This is a genomic window from Paucibacter soli, from assembly GCF_037482845.1.
Lineage (GTDB): Bacteria > Pseudomonadota > Gammaproteobacteria > Burkholderiales > Burkholderiaceae_C > Paucibacter_B > Paucibacter_B soli.
The window spans coordinates 152,589-170,685 of the sequence record NZ_JBBHJW010000008.1 but is presented as its reverse complement, the minus strand read 5'-3'; the positions used below and the strand labels follow the sequence as shown (position 1 = coordinate 170,685).

Here is an 18,097-nt window from a genome sequence, read left to right as displayed (position 1 = left end):
ACGGCGCTAGACGGCACGCTTGGCGCGCGCGCGCGCCAAGGCGGCCTCGATCACGCTGCGCTTTTTCTCCAGCTCCGACGGCTCGCTGAGCTTGCTGATCTCGGCCAGGTGGGCGAGCTTGTGCTCGGCCTTGGCCTGCAGGCGTGCGTCGTTTTCCTGCTTCTCGCGCAGCACGCGCAGCTGGTGGAACTGGTAGCGCTCACGCGCCTCTAGCGCCTGCGGCTGGCTCCAGGCGTCCCAGCCGCTGCGGCCGGCGCTGGCGTCCACGAGCGTGATGCAGTCCACCGGACAGGCCGGGATGCAGAGTTCGCAGCCGGTGCATTGCGCGTCGACGATCACATGCATCTGCTTGGGCGCGCCGACGATGCAGTCGACCGGGCAGGCCTTGATGCACAGTGTGCAGCCGATGCACCAGTCCTCGTCGATTACCGCCAGCATGCGCGGCCCCTCCACGCCATGCGCGGCGCTCAGGGGCAGGGCGGGGCGGCCGGTGATCTCGGCCAGGCGCGCGACGCCCGCGGCACCGCCGGGCGGGCATTGGTTGATGCCCGCCGTGCCGCTGGCCACCGCCACTGCATAGCTGCGGCAATCCGGATAACCGCAGCGCGTGCACTGGGTCTGGGGCAGGGCCTGGTCAATGCGTTGGCTCAGGTCCTCAAGAGGTGTCAGCGCTGCAATCAAGCCGTCGTCTTGTGCTTGCTGCGCGGCTTGCGCGCGCCGCTGCCATCGGTATGGGCGGGGCGTTCGGCCGCGTGGTTGTACTTGAGGATGAAGTCGCGCACCACCGGATAGACCTTCTCGCGCCAGCGGCGGCCCGAGAAGATGCCGTAATGGCCGGCGCCGACGGCGTCGTAATGGTATTGGTGCGCGCTGGGGATGCCGCTGCATAGCTCGTGCGCGGCACGGGTCTGGCCGGCACCGGAGATGTCGTCCAGCTCGCCCTCAACGGTCAGCAGGGCGGTGCCCTGGATGTCCTGCGGGCGCACCAACTGGCCATCGACCTCCCAGGTGCCGTTCACCAGTGCGAAGTCCTGGAACACCGTCTTGATGGTGTCGAGGTAGTACTCGGCCGGCATGTCCAGCACGGCGTTGTACTCGTCGTAGAACTGGCGGTGCGATTCGGCGCTGTCGTCGTCGCCGCGCACCAGGTCGAGGAAGTAGTCGTAGTGCGAGCTGAGGTGGCGGTCGGGGTTCATCGCCACGAAGCCGGTGTGCTGCAGAAAGCCCGGGTAGACGGCACGGCCGGCGCCCGGGAAATTGGTGGGCACGCGGTAGATGACGTTGTTCTCGAACCAGCTGTGGCTGCGGTTCATCGCCAGGTTGTTGACCGCCGTGGGGCTGCGGCGCGCGTCGATGGGCCCGCCCATCATGGTCATGGAGCGCGGCGTGATCTCGCCCCTCGATGCCATCAGCGAAATCGCGGCCAGCACCGGCACGGTGGGCTGGCAGACCGAGATCACATGCACATCGGGGCCGGCATGGCGGATGAACTCCTGCACATAGGCGATGTAGTCGTCCAGATGGAAGGGCCCGGCCTCCAGCGGCACCATACGGGCGTCGGTCCAGTCGGTGATGAAGACCTTGTGTTCCTTCAGCAGTTGCTTGACGGTGTCGCGCAGCAGGGTGCTGTGGTGGCCAGACAGCGGCGCCACCACCAGCACGGTGGGCTGCTCCTTCATCTTGGCCAGCACCTGCAGGTTGTCGGTGTAGCGCTTGAAGCGCAGCAGGCGGCAGAAGGGCTTGGTGATGGGCACCAGCTCCTGCACCGCCACCTCGACACCATCCACATCCACGCCGCGGATATCGAACTCGGGCTTCTCGTACTCCTTGGCCAGGCGATGCATCAGGTCCAGGCCGGCCGATACGCGCTGTGCCAGCGGCGTGTGCGTGAAGGGCGAAAGCGGGTGGCTGTAGAGCTTGGCCGAGGCGCTGGCGAACTCCGCGAAGGGGCTCATCAGCGCGCGTTGGGTTTCATAGAGCTGGTACAGCATGGCGGACCTCTTGGTTCAGGAACTGGGCTGCCAAACCGGCGTGGGTGACACCGGTTTGCTCATTTGTGCGTTGCAGCATTCTACGAGGCCAGGCTGACACTTGGCTTGTGTCAAACACGTAGGAAACCCCAAATATGGGCGCAGATCGCCGGTATTTACCCCTGTGCGATCGCTGCTGCCATGGCCGCCGCCACGGCCTTGAGGTTCTTGCCGTTCAGCGCCGCCACGCAGATGCGACCGGAGTCCACGCCATAGACGCCGAACTCGCTGCGCAGACGCTGCATCTGGGCAGCGTTCAGGCCCGAGTAGCTGAACATGCCCTTCTGGCGCGTCACGAAGCTCAGGTCCTGGCTCACACCGGCGGCCTTCAGTTCGGCCACCAGGGCCTGGCGCATTTCGCGGATGCGCAGCCGCATGCCGGCCAGTTCCTCTTCCCACATCGCGCGCAGGACGGGGGTAGAGAGCACCATGGCCACCACCTGGGCGCCGTGGGTGGGCGGGTTGGAGTAATTGGTGCGGATGACGATCTTGAGCTGGCTCAGCACGCGCTTGGCCTCCTCGGCCGAGACGCACACCACGCTCAAAGCGCCGACGCGCTCGCCATAGAGCGAGAAACTCTTGGAGAAGCTGGTGGAGACGAAGAAGTCCAGGCCGGCGGCCAGGAACTGCTGCACCACCGCACCGTCCTCGGCAATGCCCTCACCAAAGCCCTGGTAGGCCATGTCCAGAAAGGCCACCAGGCCGCGCGCCTTCACCACCTCGACCACCTGGGCCCATTGCTCGGCGCTGAGGTCGTAGCCGGTGGGGTTGTGGCAGCAGGCGTGCAGCACGACGATGCTGCCGGCCGCGGCGGCCTGCAGCGTGGCCAGCATGCCGGCGACGTCGATGCCGCGCTGCTCGGCGTCGTAGTAGGGGTAGCTCGAGACCTTGAAACCGGCGTTGCTGAACAGCGCGCGGTGGTTCTCCCAACTCGGGTCAGAGATCAGCACCTGGGCATCGGGGCTCAGGCGCTTGAGGAAGTCGGCGCCGATCTTCAGGCCGCCGGTGCCGCCCAGGGTCTGCACGGTGGCCACGCGGGCCTCGCGCACCGCGGCGCTGTCGGCGCCGAACACCAGGCCCTGTACCGCCTGGTCGTAGGCGGCGATGCCGTCGATGGGCAGATAGCCGCGCGCCTTGGGGGCCGCCTGCATCTGCGCCTCGGCCTCGGCCACGCAGCGCAGCAGGGGCAGCTTGCCGTTCTCGTCGTAGTACACGCCCACGCCCAGGTTCACCTTGGCGGGATTGGTGTCGGCATTGAATTGCTCGTTCAGACCCAGGATGGGGTCGCGGGGGGCCATTTCGACGGCGGCAAACAAGGACATGGGCGTCTTTCCTGACAGGACGGTGGCAAGAGCGGGAGGGGGTGGCGCCGGCAAGCCAGCGCCGGCTGCGCTACGCTGTCGGGTTCGCAGCCCGCGACAGCGCCGCCATTTTAGGCGGGGGCGCGGGCCGATCTCAGGGAATCCCCCATGCCAGAAGCACCTGCCGTGATGCCATATACCGAGGAGGACAACAACGCGCCGAAGGGCGAGTTCGTCTCTTTCGAAGGCTCGCCCTTCCAGCTTTTTCAGCCCTTTGCGCCGGCGGGCGATCAGCCGACCGCGATTGCGCAGCTGGTCGAGGGCATCAACGATGGCCTCAGCTACCAGACCCTGCTGGGCGTGACCGGCTCGGGCAAGACCTTCACCATGGCCAATGTGATCGCGCGCCTGGGGCGGCCGGCGATCGTGTTTGCGCCCAACAAGACGCTGGCGGCGCAGCTCTACAGCGAGTTCCGCGACTTCTTCCCCAACAACGCGGTCGAGTACTTCGTCAGCTATTACGACTACTACCAGCCCGAGGCCTATGTGCCGCAGCGCGACCTCTTCATCGAGAAGGACAGCGCCATCAACGAGCAGATCGAGCAGTTGCGCCTGTCCTGCACCAAGAGCCTGATGGAGCGGCGCGATGTGGTGATCGTGGCCTCGGTGTCGGCCATCTACGGCATCGGCAATCCGGCCGACTACCACCAGATGGTGATGACGCTGCGCGTGGGCGACAAGATGGGCCAGCGCGATGTGATCGCCCAGCTCATACGCATGCAGTACCAGCGCAACGAGATGGAGTTCGTGCGCGGGCATTTCCGCGTGCGTGGCGACACCATCGACGTGTTCCCGGCCGAGCATTCGGAACTGGCGCTGCGCATCGAGCTGTTCGACGACGAGGTCGAGGGCCTACAGCTCTTCGACCCGCTGACCGGCCAGATCCGCCAGAAGATCCCGCGCTTCACCGTCTACCCCAGCAGCCATTACGTCACGCCGCGCGATCGCGTGCTGGCGGCGATGGACACCATCAAGGCCGAGCTGCGCGAGCGCGTCGGCCAGTTCGTGGCCGAGGGCAAGCTGGTGGAGGCGCAGCGCGTCGAGCAGCGCACCCGCTTTGACCTGGAGATGCTGCAGGAGGTGGGGCATTGCAAGGGCATCGAGAACTACACCCGCCATCTCTCCGGAGCTGCGCCGGGTGAACCGCCGCCGACCCTGGTGGACTATCTGCCGCCCGACGCGCTGATGTTCCTGGACGAGAGCCATGTGCTGATCGGCCAGTTCGGCGGCATGTACAACGGCGATCGGGCGCGCAAGACCACGCTGGTGGAATATGGCTTCCGCCTGCCCTCGGCACTGGACAACCGGCCGCTCAAGTTCGAGGAGTTCGAGCGCAAGATGCGCCAGGCGGTGTTTGTCTCGGCCACGCCGGCGGCCTACGAGCAGCAGAACGCGGGGCAGGTGGTGGAGCAGGTGGTGCGGCCCACCGGCCTGGTGGACCCGACGGTGGAAGTGCGGCCTGCGACCCACCAGGTCGACGACGTGCTGCAGGAGATTCACGAGCGCGTGAAGGTGAACGAGCGCGTGCTCATCACCACGCTGACCAAGCGCATGGCCGAGCAGCTCACAGACTACCTGGGCGACAACGGCGTCAAGGTGCGCTATCTGCACTCGGACGTGGACACGGTGGAGCGCGTCGAGATCCTGCGCGACCTGCGCCTGGGGGTGTTCGATGTGCTGGTGGGCATCAACCTGCTGCGCGAAGGCCTGGACATCCCCGAGGTCTCACTGGTGGCGATCCTGGATGCCGACAAGGAAGGCTTTCTGCGCGCCGAGCGCAGCCTGATCCAGACCATAGGCCGGGCCGCGCGCAACCTGAATGGCAAGGCCATCCTCTATGCGGATCGCATGACCGAGTCGATGAAAAAGGCAATAGGCGAGACCGAGCGGCGCCGCGCCAAGCAGGTGGCCTTCAACCTGGAACATGGCATCACGCCGCGCGGCGTCAACAAGCGCATCCGCGATCTGATCGACGGCGTCTATTCCGACAAGCCGGGGCGCGACGACCAGAAGCTGATCCACGCCGCCGAGGTGGAGGTGCTGTCGGAGAAAGACCTCAGCAAGCGCATCACCCAGCTCGAGAAGCAGATGCTGGAGCATGCGCGCAATCTGGAGTTCGAGAAGGCGGCGCGCATCCGCGACCAACTGGCCGAGCTGCGCGAGCAGGCCTTTGGCGCGGCGGTGCACGACAACCTCGTGCCGATCGGCGCTGGCAGGCCGTAGACAAGACCTGGCACCGGCAAGGCTTTGTGTCGCGCGGGATGCGTGCCGAGCAAGCCTGGCGATAATTGAGTAAAATGCTCGGACATAGACGAGGGTAAACCCAGGCTGTCGATAGCTTGCATTGAGCAAGCAGGGTTTTCCACTGTTCGTTTAGTTCGTGCTGGCTCAGGGCCCCGCGGGGCCGAAGGAGTATTCCATGCGTTTGACCACCAAGGGGCGTTTTGCCGTCACGGCCATGATCGATCTGGCGCTGCGCGAAAACAGCGGCCCCGTGGCCCTGGCCGCCATCAGTCAGCGCCAGCAGATCTCGCTGTCCTATCTGGAGCAACTGTTCGGCAAGCTGCGCCGCCATGAGCTGGTGGAGAGCACGCGCGGCCCGGGCGGCGGTTATTCGCTGGGTCGAAAGTCCGAAAACATCACGGTCGCCGACATCATCGTGGCGGTGGATGAGCCCATCGATGCCACCGGCTGCGGCGGCAAGGAAAACTGCATGGGCGAGGACACCGGCCGCTGCATCACGCACGAACTCTGGACCAGCCTGAACGCCAAGATGATCGAGTACCTGGACTCGGTGTCGCTGCGCAAGCTGGTGGAAGACCAACTCGCCAAGGGCGTCACGATCGAGGAGGCGCCGATCAAGCGTGCGATCTCCTCGACCCCCGTCGTCAAGCCCATCCGCATCACCGCGCCGAACTCGGTGTTCGCGCTCGGCAACGCTTTCAACAAGTAAACCTGCTTTCTGACCCATGGACATGACCCCGCATTTCCCTATCTACCTGGACTACGGCGCCACCACACCGGTGGATCCGCGCGTGGTGGATGTGATGGTGCCCTGGCTGCGCGAGCATTTCGGCAATCCGGCGTCCCGCAGCCATGCCTGGGGCTGGGAGGCCGAGGCCGCGGTGGAGAAGGCGCGTGAGCAGGTTGCGTCGCTGGTGAATGCGGATCCGCGCGAAATCGTCTGGACCTCGGGCGCCACCGAGTCCATCAACCTGGCGATCAAAGGTGCGGCGCAGTTCTACAAGACCCGCGGCAAGCACATCATCACGCTCAAGACCGAGCACAAGGCGGTGCTGGACACCTGTCGCGAGCTGGAACGTCAGGGTTTCGATGTCAGCTACTTGGATGTGCAGGAGAACGGCCTGCTGGATCTGGAAGTGTTCAAGGCCGCGCTGCGGCCGGACACCATCCTGGCCTCGGTCTTGTTCGTCAACAACGAGATTGGCGTGATCCAGGACATCGTGGCGATCGGCGATCTCTGCCGCGAACGCGGTGTGATCTTCCACGTCGACGCCGCGCAGGCCACCGGCAAGGTGGAGATCGACCTGGCGAGCCTGCCTGTCGACCTGATGAGCCTGGCCTCGCACAAGACCTATGGCCCCAAGGGCATCGGCGCGCTGTTCGTGCGCCGCAAGCCGCGCATCCGCCTGGAAGCGCAGATGCATGGCGGCGGCCATGAGCGTGGCATGCGCTCGGGCACGCTGGCCACGCACCAGATCATAGGCATGGGCGAGGCCTATCGCATCGCCAAGCTGGAAATGAAGGAGGAGGGCGAACGCATCCGCATGCTGCACCAGCGTCTGCTGGATGGCCTGTCGGGCATCGAGCAGGTGTTCGTCAATGGCGACCTGAAGCAGCGCGTGCCGCACAACCTGAACATGTCCTTCAACTATGTGGAGGGCGAGTCCCTGATCATGGGCGTGAAGGGCTTGGCTGTGTCGTCGGGCTCGGCCTGCACCTCGGCCAGCCTGGAGCCCAGCTATGTGCTGCGCGCCCTGGGCCGCAGCGATGAGCTGGCGCATTCATCCCTGCGCATGACGATAGGCCGCTTCACCACGGTGGAGGAGATCGACTATGCCGTCAGCACGCTGAAGGACAGGGTGGCGAAACTGCGCGAGCTCTCGCCGCTGTGGGATATGTACAAGGATGGTATCGACCTGAGCACCATCCAATGGGCGGCTCACTGAGCGGCCCTGACTAGCAGGAGAACAACATGGCATACAGTGAAAAAGTCGTTGATCATTACGAAAATCCCCGCAATGTCGGCGCCTTCGAGAAGGGTGACGACACGGTTGGTACCGGTATGGTGGGTGCGCCGGCCTGCGGCGATGTGATGAAGCTGCAGATCAAGGTCAACCCCGCCACCGGGCTGATCGAGGATGCCAAGTTCAAGACCTATGGTTGCGGCTCGGCCATCGCCTCCAGCTCGCTGGTGACCGAATGGGTCAAGGGTAAGACCCTGGACCAGGCACTCGACATCAAGAACACCCAGATCGCCGAGGAACTGGCGCTGCCGCCGGTGAAGATCCACTGCTCCATCCTGGCCGAAGACGCCATCAAGGCCGCGGTGGATGACTACCGCGCCAAACACGTTCAGTAAACGAAAGAAGGCGGGAACTTCAGGATGTCAGTGACCTTGACGGAAGCCGCGGCGCGCCATGTGACGCGCTATATCACCAAGCGCGGCAAGGGTGTAGGTGTGCGCCTGGGGGTGAAGACCACCGGTTGCTCGGGCCTGGCCTACAAGCTGGAATACGCCGACGACGTGGCGCCGGAGGACATCGTGTTCGAGGGCCATGGCGTCAAGATCCTGATCGATCCCAAGAGCCTGCCCTACCTGGACGGCACCGAGCTGGACTTCGTGCGCGAGGGCCTGAACGAGGGTTTCAAGTTCCGCAATCCGCGCGAGAAGGATCGCTGCGGTTGCGGTGAATCTTTCCGCGTCTGAGCTCATGCTCCGATGACGAGGCGCGGCCATCACCGGCCGCGTTTTTGTTGCTTCGCTGACTAAGCTTCATGAATCTCGCCGACGACGATTTCAGCCTCTTTGGCCTGCCCCAGCGCTATGCGCAGGAGCTGGCCGACATCGACGCGCGCTGGAAGGCCGTGGCGGCCCATGTGCATCCGGACAAGTTCGCCGCCGACGGCGCGGCCGCACAGCGCCTGGCGATGCAGTGGGCGGTGCGCGTCAACGAGGCCCACCAGCGCCTGCGCAACCCGATGAAGCGCGCCGCCTATCTGTGCGAGCTGCGCGGTGCACCGCTGCAGGAGCATGACAACACCGCCATGCCGGCCGGCTTCCTGATGGAGCAGATGGCATGGCGCGAGGCCCTCGACGAGGCCGATGGCGTGGCGGCGGTGCAGGCGCTGGACGATCTGGTGGCGGCGCGCGAGCGCGCCTTGCTGGCGGAGGCCGGCATGCTGCTGGACGACAAGCAGGATGCGGCCGCCGCGGCCCAGCGCGTGCGCGCGCTGATGTTCGTGACACGCTTTCGCGCCGATATCGACAAGCGCCTGGACGCCCTGGACGGGCTGGGACAATAAGAACATGGCATTGCTGCAGATTTCCGAACCGGGCCAGTCGCCCAATCCGCATGAACGGCGCATCGCCGTTGGCATCGACCTGGGTACCACGCATTCGCTGGTGGCCTCGGTGCGCCATGGCGTGGCCGAGTGCCTGCCCGACGCGCAGGGGCGCGTGATCCTGCCGTCGGCGGTGCGCTACCTCACGGATGGCGGGCGCCAGATCGGTGCCGAAGCGCTGGCGGCGCAGGCCGACGACCCCGAGCACACCGTCGTGTCGGTGAAGCGCTTCATGGGGCGCGCGCTGGCGGACATCGGTGGCCGCGACAAGCTGCCTTACCGCTTCGAGGACACGCCGGGCATGCTGAGCGTGAACACGCGCGCGGGCGTCAAGTCGCCGGTGGAGATCTCCGCCGAGATCCTGGCGACGCTACGCTATCGCGCCGAAGACAGCTTTGCCGACGACGTGTTCGGTGCCGTGATCACCGTGCCGGCCTACTTCGATGACGCGCAGCGCCAGGCCACCAAGGATGCGGCCCAGCTCGCCGGCCTCAAGGTGCTGCGCCTCATCAACGAGCCCACCGCGGCGGCCATCGCCTATGGGCTGGACAATGCGTCCGAGGGGCTTTATGCGGTCTATGACCTGGGTGGTGGCACCTTCGACATCTCCTTGCTGCGCCTGACGCGCGGCGTGTTCGAAGTGGTGGCCACCGGCGGTGATGCCGCGCTGGGTGGTGACGATTTTGACCAGTTGCTGGCCGACTGGGCGCTGGCCCAGGCCGGGCTGGCGGCCGCCAGTGCGCACGACAAGCGCGCCGTGCTGGTCGCCGCGCGGCGCGCCAAGGAGGCGCTGTCCGCGGCCGTGTCCACCGAGCTGGTTTGCGAGCTGGATGCGGGGCGCGTCGACGTGAGCGTCAGCCGCGAGCAGTTCGAAGCGCTGGCCAAGCCGCTGGTGGACAAGACCCTGGTCGCGGTACGCCGCGTGCTGCGCGACGCCAGGATCAAGGCGGACGAGGTGCAGGGCACGGTGATGGTGGGTGGCTCGACCCGCATGCCCTGTGTGCGCGCTGCGGTGAGCCAGTTGTTCGGCCGCGAGGTGCTGGTCAATCTGAATCCCGACGAGGTGGTGGCCCTGGGTGCCGCTATCCAGGCCAACCAACTGGCCGGCAACGCGGCCGACGGCGAGATCCTGCTGCTCGACGTGATCCCGCTCTCACTTGGGCTGGAGACCATGGGCGGCCTGGTGGAGCGCGTGATCGAGCGCAATGCCACCATTCCGGTGGCCAAGGCGCAGGACTTCACCACCTTCAAGGATGGCCAGACCGCCATGGCCATCCATGTGCTGCAGGGCGAACGCGAGCTGGTGAGCGAGTGCCGCTCGCTGGCGCGTTTCGAGCTGCGCGGCATCCCGCCCATGGTGGCCGGTGCGGCGCGCATACGCGTGAGCTTCCAGGTCGACGCCGACGGCTTGCTGAGCGTGTCGGCGCGCGAGCTGGGCTCGGGCGTGGAGGCCGCCATCAGCGTCAAGCCCAGCTATGGTCTGTCGGACGAGCAGGTCGCCAGCATGCTCAAGGATGGCTTTGCCAGCGCCGAGACCGATATGCAGGCGCGCGCCCTGCGCGAAGCGCGGGTGGAGGCCGAGCGCATGCGCCTGGCCACCCTGTCGGCGCTGGAGGCCGACGCCGAGCTGCTCACCGCGGGTGAGCATGCCGAGATCGACGCCTTGCTGGAGCAGATGCAGGCCGCGGCGATCGGCGAGGACGCCGATCGCATCAATGCCGCCGTCGAGACCCTGGCCAAGGGAACCGAGGCCTTCGCGGCCGCACGCATGAACAAAGGCATACGCCAGGCGCTGGCGGGCCGCAACATCGAGCAGCTCTGACCATGCCCATCATCAAGATCCTTCCCCATCCCGAATACTGCCCGCAGGGCGCCGAGGTGACGGCGCCGTCCGGCACCTCGATCTGCGAGGCCCTGCTGGACAACGACATTCCCATCGAGCATGCCTGCGACCAGGTCTGCGCCTGCACCACCTGCCATGTGATCGTGCGCGCCGGCCAGCGTTCGCTGTCCGAGATGGAGGAGGGCGAGGAAGACATGCTGGATCGGGCCTGGGGGCTGGAGCCCGATTCGCGCCTGAGCTGCCAGGCCATCCTGGCGAATCAGGATGTCACCATCGAGATCCCCAAGTACTCGATCAACCACGCCAAGGAAAAGCACTGAATGCGCGTGTTGGGCTTCGAGTCATCCTGCGACGAGACCGGGGTGGCCCTGGTCGAGGTGCCTGAGCAGGGCGCGCCGCGCCTGCTGGCGCAGGCCCTGCACAGCCAGATCAGCATGCACCAGGCCTACGGCGGCGTGGTGCCCGAGCTGGCCTCGCGCGACCATATCCGCCGCGTCATCCCGCTCACGCGCGAGGTGCTGGCCGGGGCGCGGCTGGGCTTGGCGGACGTGGATGTGATTGCCTATACCCAGGGGCCAGGTCTTGCCGGTGCCCTCCTGGTCGGGGCCGGCGTGGCGGTGGCGCTGGCCGCGGCGCTGGGCAAGCCCAGCCTGGGCGTGCATCATCTCGAAGGCCATTTGCTCTCGCCCTTTCTTTCGGCCGACGCGCCCGAGTTTCCCTTCGTGGCCCTGCTGGTTTCGGGCGGGCACACGCAGCTGATGCGGGTGGACGATGTGGGCAGCTATGAGGTCTTGGGCGAGACCATCGACGATGCGGCCGGCGAGGCCTTCGACAAAAGCGCCAAGCTGCTGGGCCTGCCTTACCCAGGCGGGCCGCATCTGGCCCAGCTGGCCCTGCGGGGCGACCCCAAGGCCTTCGACCTGCCGCGGCCGCTGCTGCACAGCGGCAAACCGGATTTCAGCTTTGCCGGCCTGAAGACGGCGGTGCTGACCCAGGTGAAGCGCCTGGGTGAGTCGCCCAGCGAGCAGCAGCGCGCCGACCTGGCGGCGGCCACACAGGCGGCCATCGTCGAGGTGCTGGTGAAGAAGGCGCTGCTGGCGCTCAAGACCTCGGGCCTCAAGCGCCTGGTGGTGGCGGGCGGCGTGGGCGCCAACAGCGCCCTGCGTCAGCAACTCAACAGCGCCTGCGCCAAGCGCGGCGTGCGCGTGCACTATCCCGAGCTCAGCCTGTGCACCGACAACGGCGCCATGATCGCGATGGCCGCCGCCATGCGCCTGCAGCGCGGCATGGGCCAGCTCAGGCGCGACGGCAGCTTCGAAGTCAGGCCGCGCTGGGACCTGGCTTCGGTCTGACTCAACTCACCGTCAGTTGTGCGGCACCCTTGGCCTGGCGCTTGGCGAGATTCAGGGTCAGTACGCCATGGTCCATCTTGGCGCTGGAGTCGGACTGACTCACTTCCTCGGGCAGGGTGAAGCTGCGCGAGTAGCGTGAGCTGGAGCGCTCGCGATACAGCAGGCGCTCGCCGTCCTTCTTCTCTTCGTCCTTGTGGGTCTCGGCGTCCACGCTGATGCGGCGGCCGTCGATGCTGATCTTCACCGCCTCCTTGGGCACGCCTGGCATGTCCAGCTTGACCGTGTAGGCCTGCTCGGTTTCGCTGACATCCAGGGCCGGGCTGCGCAGCTGGCTGGCGAGTTCGCGGCCATCGCCGAAGAAGCTGCTGAGGCCGTCGTCAAACAGGCGCTCAAGGCTGCGCGAGAAGTCGGACACATTGCGGTTCACGGGAACGAGAAACATAAAGCCTCCTTTTGACACGGGTGGAATGTCGAGCCTGCCGCCCCAAGGGCGCGTCAGTGCCCGTAGCCTCAACGTAGGTGCCGCCCCCATGCTTTCAAGAGCTGCTCGCGATGGCTTCTTGCGGCGCGTCAAGAGGCACTGACGGCCGCCTGCTTGGGGCCTCGTCGGGCGCTTGAAAACGGGCAGCGGCGCTGCCATATGTGTCTGCTTGCCTGATCGGCCCGATCCACAGTCCGTCGCCACGCCTGCATTTTGGGTTAGAATCCGCAGGTTTTGCGCCGCCAGGCCTTGCTTGGTGGCGTGGAACAAGGCACGGCACGGGTCGGTTTCACCTGTGACCGCAAGTTGAAAACCTGGAAACCGTCTGAGAGCGACGCATCAGTCCCTGCATGGGAGCGCTGCCCGGCGGATTCCGATAGCTAGGAACGCACCATGGCAATCGCCGATCTGAACAAAGCAGACATCGTCAAGTCGAACGCTCGCAGCGCCAACGACACCGGTTCGCCGGAAGTCCAAGTGGCCCTGTTGACCGCCCGCATCAACGAGCTGACCCCCCACTTCAAGCTGCACGCCAAGGACCACCACGGCCGCCGCGGTCTGCTGAAGATGGTCAACACCCGCAAGAGCTTGCTGTCTTACCTGAAGCGCAAGGACGCTGCGCGTTACACCGCACTGATCCAGAAGCTGGGTCTGCGTAAGTAAGCAGCTGTCGCGATCAAGGAGCCTGTCTGGAACTACTGCCAGCACAGGCTCTTTGTCTTTGTAGTTCAACGTTTTGGAGTTGAGCTGACGTGGTTGAGATGTGTCATTCCAAGGTGTTTCACCCGAGGCCCCCTGGAATGGCATCCGGCCAAACCCAGCCCCACTCCCGGTTCGCAGGCGCACCGCAAGCGCCCAAACACTAGAGGAGATGAACATGAGCTTGTTCAACAAAGTCACCAAGACCTTCCAATGGGGCAACCACCAGGTCATCATGGAAACCGGCGAGATCGCACGCCAGGCTTCCGGCGCCGTGCTGGTGAACATCGAAGACACCGTGGTGCTGGCCACCGTGGTGGCCAAGGGCGAGGCCAAGGCCGGCCAGGACTTCTTCCCGCTGACGGTCGACTATCTCGAGAAGACCTATGCCGCCGGCAAGATCCCCGGCAGCTTCTTCAAGCGTGAAGGCCGCCCCAGCGAGCTGGAGACCCTGACCTCGCGCCTGATCGACCGCCCGATCCGCCCGCTCTTCCCCGAGGGCTTCTTCAACGAAGTGCAGGTGGTGGTGCATGTGGTGTCGCTGAACCCCGAGGTGCAGGCCGACATCGCGGCCCTGATCGCTACCAGCGCCGCGCTGGCCATCTCCGGCATCCCATTCAATGGCCCGATCGGCGCTGCGCGCGTGGGCTATGTGAACGGCGAATACGTGCTGAACCCCGGCAAGACCGCGCTGCTGGACTCCAAGCTGGACCTGGTGGTGGCCGGTACCGAGGCCGCCGTGCTGATGGTGGAATCCGAAGCCGACCAGCTCAGCGAAGACATCATGCTGGGTGGCGTGGTGTTCGGCCATGAGCAGGGCAAGATCGCCATCAACGCGATCCATGAACTGGTGCGCGACGCCGGCAAGCCGAGCTGGAACTGGGTGGCTCCGGCCAAGAACGAACCCTTCATCGCCAAGGTCACAGCCCTGGCCGAAGAGGCGCTGCGCGCCGCCTACCAGATCCGCTCCAAGCAAGCCCGTACCGTGGCCTGCCGCGAGGCCTATGCCAAGGTCAAGGAGACCCTGAAGGCCGAGGGCGTGGAATTCGACGGTGTCGAGGTCGACGGCCTGCTGTTCGAGATCGAAGCCCGCATCGTGCGCGGCCAGATCCTGGCCGGTGAGCCCCGCATCGACGGCCGCGACACCCGCACCGTGCGCCCGATCGAGATCCGCGCCGGTGTGCTGCCGCGCGCCCACGGTTCCTCGCTGTTCACGCGTGGCGAGACCCAGGCCCTGGTGGCCGCGACCCTCGGCACCGACCGCGATTCGCAGACCATCGACGCGCTCGCCGGCGAGTTCAGCGAGAGCTTCATGCTGCACTACAACATGCCTCCGTTCGCCACCGGCGAAACCGGCCGCGTGGGCAGCCCCAAGCGCCGCGAAATCGGCCATGGCCGTCTGGCCAAGCGCGCCCTGGTGGCGGTGCTGCCGAACAAGGAAGACTTCCCCTACTCGATCCGCGTGGTCTCGGAAATCACCGAGTCCAACGGCTCCTCGTCGATGGCTTCGGTGTGTGGCGGCTGCCTCTCGCTGCTGGACGCCGGCGTGCCGCTGAAGGCGCATGTGGCCGGTATCGCCATGGGCCTGATCAAGGACGCGAACCGTTTTGCCGTGCTGACCGACATCCTGGGCGATGAAGATCATCTGGGCGACATGGACTTCAAGGTCGCGGGTACCACCACCGGTATCACGGCCCTGCAGATGGACATCAAGATCCAGGGCATCACCAAGGAAATCATGCAGGTCGCACTGGCGCAGGCCAAGGAAGCGCGCCTGCACATCCTGGGCAAGATGGTGGAAGCGGTGGCCGGCGCCTCGACCGAGGTGTCGGAGTTCGCGCCGCGTCTGTACACCATGAAGATCAACCCCGAGAAGATCCGTGACGTGATCGGCAAGGGCGGCGCCACCATCCGTGCGCTGACCGAAGAGACCGGCACCACCATCGACATCGGCGAAGACGGCACCATCACCATCGCCTCGACCGACGCCGACAAGGCCGCACACGCCAAGAAGCGCATCGAAGAGATCACCGCCGAAGTGGAAGTGGGCAAGGTCTACGAAGGCCCGATCACCAAGATCCTGGACTTCGGTGCCCTGGTGAACCTGCTGCCCGGCAAGGACGGCCTGCTGCACATCAGCCAGATCGCGCACCAGCGCGTCGAGAAGGTTACCGACTTCCTGACCGAAGGCCAGATCGTCAAGGTCAAGGTGCTGGAGACCGACGAGAAGGGTCGCATCAAGCTGTCGATGAAGGCCCTGATCGACCGCGACGCCGCGCCTGCATTCGCACCGCAGGCAGCGCCCGTCGCGGCCCCGGTGGCCGAAGAAGGCACGGCCGAGTAAGGCCTGGCAGTGAAGGCCATCGCCATCACGCAGCCGGGCGCGCCCGAGGTGCTGCAGTTGGTCAGCCGACCCGACCCCGTCGCCGGGGCAGGGGAGTGCCTGATCGCTGTGCAGGCCTATGGCATCAATCGCCCGGATGTGCTGCAACGCAAGGGTGCTTACCCGCCGCCTCCCGGGGCCAGCGATCTGCCTGGCCTGGAAGTGGCGGGGCGCATTGTTGCGGGCGATGCGCAGGCCCTGGCTGCGGCCGGCCTGCATATCGGCGACGCGGTCTGCGCGCTGGTGGCGGGCGGCGGCTATGCCGAGCTTTGCACGGCGCCGGTGGCGCAATGCCTGCCGGTGCCGGATGGTTGGAGCATGGCCGAGGCGGCCAGCCTGCCCGAGACCTTCTTCACCGTCTGGAGCAATGTGTTCGAGCGGGCGCGTCTGCAGCCCGGCGAGAGCCTCCTGATCCATGGCGGCAGCAGCGGCATCGGCGTGACCGCGATCCAGTTGGCCAAGGCCTTTGGTGCCCAGGTGCTGGTGACGGTGGGCAGTGCCGAGAAGGCCGAGGCCTGCCTGAAGCTGGGTGCCGATGTGGCGATCAACTATCGCACGCAGGACTTCGTGTCCGAGGTCAAGCTGGCGACCGCGGGCCGTGGCGTGGATGTGATCCTCGACATGGTGGCGGGCGACTATGTGGCCCGCAATGTGCAATGCCTGGCCGACGACGGCCGGGCCGTCATCATCGCGGTGCAGGGTGGCGTCAAGGCCGAGTTCGATGCGGGTCAGGTCTTGCGCCGGCGCCTGACCATCAGCGGCTCGACGCTCAGGCCGCGCTCGCTCGAGTTCAAGGCCGGCATCGCGCGCGCGCTGCGCGCACATGTCTGGCCCCTGCTGGCGGCGCGCACCATCGCGCCGGTGATCTACAAACAATTGCCAGCCGATCAGGCCGCTGCAGCGCACGCACTCATGGAGTCGGGCGAGCATGTGGGCAAGATCGTGCTGAGCTGGTAAGTTGGAGTGTTAGCGATGCGCAAGAAGTTGGTGGTGGGCAATTGGAAGATGCACGGCAGCCGTGCCGCCAATGCCTTGTTGCTGACCGGCTTGAAGGAGGCGGGCCCCTGGAATGCCGACGTGGCGGTCTGCGTGCCCTTTCCGTACATCACCGAGACTGCGTTGGCGCTGACCGGCCAGGCGATGGCCTTCGGTGCCCAGGACTGCTCGGCCCACGAGCAGGGCGCCTACACCGGCGAGGTCTCGTCGGCCATGCTGGCCGACACCGGTTGCCGCTATGTCATCGTCGGCCACTCCGAGCGCCGCGCCTATCACCATGAGAGCGACCAGCTGGTGGCCGACAAGGCCAAGGCCGCGCTGGCGCACGGCGTGACGCCCATCGTCTGTGTGGGTGAAACCCTGGCCGAGCGCGAGGCGGGCCAGACCGAGGTGGTGGTGAAGCGCCAGCTCGCCGCGGTGATCCATACGCTGACGCATTGCATTGGCGAGATCGTGCTGGCCTATGAGCCGGTGTGGGCGATCGGCACCGGCCTCACCGCCTCGCCCGAACAGGCGCAGGCGGTGCATGCAGTGCTGCGCAAGCAGCTCGCCGCTGCAACACAGAAGGCCGACGCGATGCGCATTCTGTATGGCGGCAGCGTCAAGCCCGACAACGCGGTGCAGCTGTTCGCCCAGCCCGATATCGATGGCGGTCTGATCGGTGGCGCCGCCCTCAAGGCGGCCGACTTCTCGGCCATCTGCCGCGCGGCTGGCTGAGCTAATGAAGAAACGACGCGGCCGCTGGCGGCCGCGCGTCCGCAAATGATTTCCTGGAGAGTTTGAGATGCAAGTGTTGATGAATCTGGTACTGATCGTGCAACTGCTGAGCGCCCTGGCGATGATCGGCCTGGTGCTGGTGCAGCATGGCAAGGGTGCCGATATGGGCGCCTCGTTCGGCAGCGGCGCCTCTGGCAGTCTGTTTGGCGCCACCGGCAGCGCCAACTTCCTGTCGCGCAGCACCGCGGTGTGCGCCACGCTGTTCTTCGTTTGCACCCTGGGCCTGGCCTATCTGGGCAGCCGTGGCAGTGCGGCTCCGGCGGGCGGCGAAAGCGTGTTGGACCGTGCCGCTCCGACGGCGCCTGCGGCACCCGCATCCGGCGCGGCTGCGGTGCCGACCAGCCTGCCCGCGGCACCGGCTTCCGCAGCCTCGAACTGAGTCGCAAAAATACAGCGAATCTCGCTGGAGCCTTGAAATTTCGGTATAGAATTCAAGGCTGTCTCGGAAGCAATCCTCAAGCAACCGAATATCAGGCAAGCGCCGACGTGGTGAAATTGGTAGACACGCTATCTTGAGGGGGTAGTGGCGAAAGCTGTGCGAGTTCGAGTCTCGCCGTCGGCACCAAACAATGCGATCGAGATCGTCAGT

18 protein-coding genes and 1 tRNA gene are annotated in these 18,097 nt (G+C 65.9%); 15 read left to right on the top strand and 4 right to left on the bottom strand.

Going from position 1 to position 18,097, the window contains the following annotated elements:
* Window positions 1-6: 6 nt before the first annotated feature.
* From rsxB to WG898_RS17185, 3 genes are all read right to left on the bottom strand, one after another.
* Window positions 7-681 carry an electron transport complex subunit RsxB gene (gene rsxB, locus WG898_RS17195; RefSeq protein ID WP_339604020.1) on the bottom strand — a complete coding sequence of 225 codons (675 nt, stop codon included), beginning with the start codon at window positions 679-681 and terminating at the stop codon, window positions 7-9.
* Window positions 678-1,991 (bottom strand): polyhydroxyalkanoate depolymerase, encoded by a 1,314-nt coding sequence (locus WG898_RS17190; RefSeq protein ID WP_339604019.1) that lies wholly within the window; start codon window positions 1,989-1,991, stop codon window positions 678-680. The genes rsxB and WG898_RS17190 overlap by 4 nt, the downstream gene beginning before the upstream one ends.
* A gap of 155 nt (window positions 1,992-2,146) precedes the next feature.
* A complete protein-coding gene (locus tag WG898_RS17185) occupies window positions 2,147-3,352 on the bottom strand; it encodes an amino acid aminotransferase (protein ID WP_339604018.1) in 1,206 nt (401 codons plus the stop codon).
* Window positions 3,353-3,499: 147 nt separating this feature from the next.
* Between WG898_RS17185 and uvrB the strand changes: the two genes are divergently transcribed.
* The 9 genes from uvrB (at window position 3,500) to tsaD (ending at window position 12,172) form a co-directional block, all read left to right on the top strand.
* Window positions 3,500-5,614 (top strand): excinuclease ABC subunit UvrB, encoded by a 2,115-nt coding sequence (uvrB, locus tag WG898_RS17180; RefSeq protein WP_339604017.1) that lies wholly within the window; start codon window positions 3,500-3,502, stop codon window positions 5,612-5,614.
* A gap of 196 nt (window positions 5,615-5,810) precedes the next feature.
* Entirely contained in the window at window positions 5,811-6,344 is a 534-nt protein-coding gene (gene iscR / locus WG898_RS17175) for a Fe-S cluster assembly transcriptional regulator IscR (protein ID WP_285232284.1), read from the top strand.
* Between the two features lie 16 nt (window positions 6,345-6,360).
* On the top strand, window positions 6,361-7,581 hold the full coding sequence (locus WG898_RS17170; protein WP_339604016.1) for an IscS subfamily cysteine desulfurase: 1,221 nt from the start codon (window positions 6,361-6,363) through the stop codon (window positions 7,579-7,581).
* A 26-nt stretch (window positions 7,582-7,607) separates the two neighbouring features.
* Window positions 7,608-7,994 (top strand): Fe-S cluster assembly scaffold IscU, encoded by a 387-nt coding sequence (iscU, locus tag WG898_RS17165; RefSeq protein WP_339604015.1) that lies wholly within the window; start codon window positions 7,608-7,610, stop codon window positions 7,992-7,994.
* Between the two features lie 24 nt (window positions 7,995-8,018).
* Complete coding sequence (iscA, locus tag WG898_RS17160) at window positions 8,019-8,342, top strand: iron-sulfur cluster assembly protein IscA (RefSeq protein WP_285232281.1); 324 nt, start codon at window positions 8,019-8,021, stop codon at window positions 8,340-8,342.
* A 68-nt stretch (window positions 8,343-8,410) separates the two neighbouring features.
* Window positions 8,411-8,938 (top strand): Fe-S protein assembly co-chaperone HscB, encoded by a 528-nt coding sequence (hscB, locus tag WG898_RS17155; protein WP_339604014.1) that lies wholly within the window; start codon window positions 8,411-8,413, stop codon window positions 8,936-8,938.
* A 4-nt stretch (window positions 8,939-8,942) separates the two neighbouring features.
* Window positions 8,943-10,799 (top strand): Fe-S protein assembly chaperone HscA, encoded by a 1,857-nt coding sequence (gene hscA / locus WG898_RS17150; RefSeq protein ID WP_339604013.1) that lies wholly within the window; start codon window positions 8,943-8,945, stop codon window positions 10,797-10,799.
* A 2-nt stretch (window positions 10,800-10,801) separates the two neighbouring features.
* Window positions 10,802-11,140, top strand: coding sequence for an ISC system 2Fe-2S type ferredoxin (gene fdx, locus WG898_RS17145; RefSeq protein WP_285232278.1), 339 nt, complete (start codon window positions 10,802-10,804; stop codon window positions 11,138-11,140).
* Window positions 11,141-12,172 carry a tRNA (adenosine(37)-N6)-threonylcarbamoyltransferase complex transferase subunit TsaD gene (gene tsaD / locus WG898_RS17140; RefSeq protein WP_339604012.1) on the top strand — a complete coding sequence of 344 codons (1,032 nt, stop codon included), beginning with the start codon at window positions 11,141-11,143 and terminating at the stop codon, window positions 12,170-12,172. It abuts the gene before it with no gap.
* Window position 12,173: 1 nt separating this feature from the next.
* Here tsaD and WG898_RS17135 read toward each other — a convergent pair whose 3' ends face one another.
* Complete coding sequence (locus tag WG898_RS17135) at window positions 12,174-12,614, bottom strand: Hsp20/alpha crystallin family protein (protein ID WP_339604011.1); 441 nt, start codon at window positions 12,612-12,614, stop codon at window positions 12,174-12,176.
* 432 nt (window positions 12,615-13,046) lie between these two features.
* Between WG898_RS17135 and rpsO the strand changes: the two genes are divergently transcribed.
* The 6 genes from rpsO (at window position 13,047) to WG898_RS17105 (ending at window position 18,073) form a co-directional block, all read left to right on the top strand.
* Window positions 13,047-13,316, top strand: coding sequence for a 30S ribosomal protein S15 (gene rpsO, locus WG898_RS17130; protein ID WP_339604010.1), 270 nt, complete (start codon window positions 13,047-13,049; stop codon window positions 13,314-13,316).
* Window positions 13,317-13,530: 214 nt separating this feature from the next.
* Entirely contained in the window at window positions 13,531-15,696 is a 2,166-nt protein-coding gene (pnp, locus tag WG898_RS17125; protein WP_339604009.1) for a polyribonucleotide nucleotidyltransferase, read from the top strand.
* Between the two features lie 9 nt (window positions 15,697-15,705).
* Window positions 15,706-16,692: an NAD(P)H-quinone oxidoreductase gene (locus WG898_RS17120; protein WP_339604008.1), complete on the top strand. Its 987-nt coding sequence runs from the start codon at window positions 15,706-15,708 to the stop codon at window positions 16,690-16,692.
* A 15-nt stretch (window positions 16,693-16,707) separates the two neighbouring features.
* The gene (gene tpiA / locus WG898_RS17115; RefSeq protein WP_339604007.1) at window positions 16,708-17,448 is read left to right on the top strand and encodes a triose-phosphate isomerase; all 741 of its coding nucleotides are present in this window, start codon (window positions 16,708-16,710) and stop codon (window positions 17,446-17,448) included.
* A gap of 67 nt (window positions 17,449-17,515) precedes the next feature.
* Entirely contained in the window at window positions 17,516-17,887 is a 372-nt protein-coding gene (gene secG, locus WG898_RS17110; protein ID WP_285232271.1) for a preprotein translocase subunit SecG, read from the top strand.
* A 101-nt stretch (window positions 17,888-17,988) separates the two neighbouring features.
* Window positions 17,989-18,073 (top strand) — tRNA-Leu (locus WG898_RS17105).
* Window positions 18,074-18,097 lie beyond the last annotated feature (24 nt).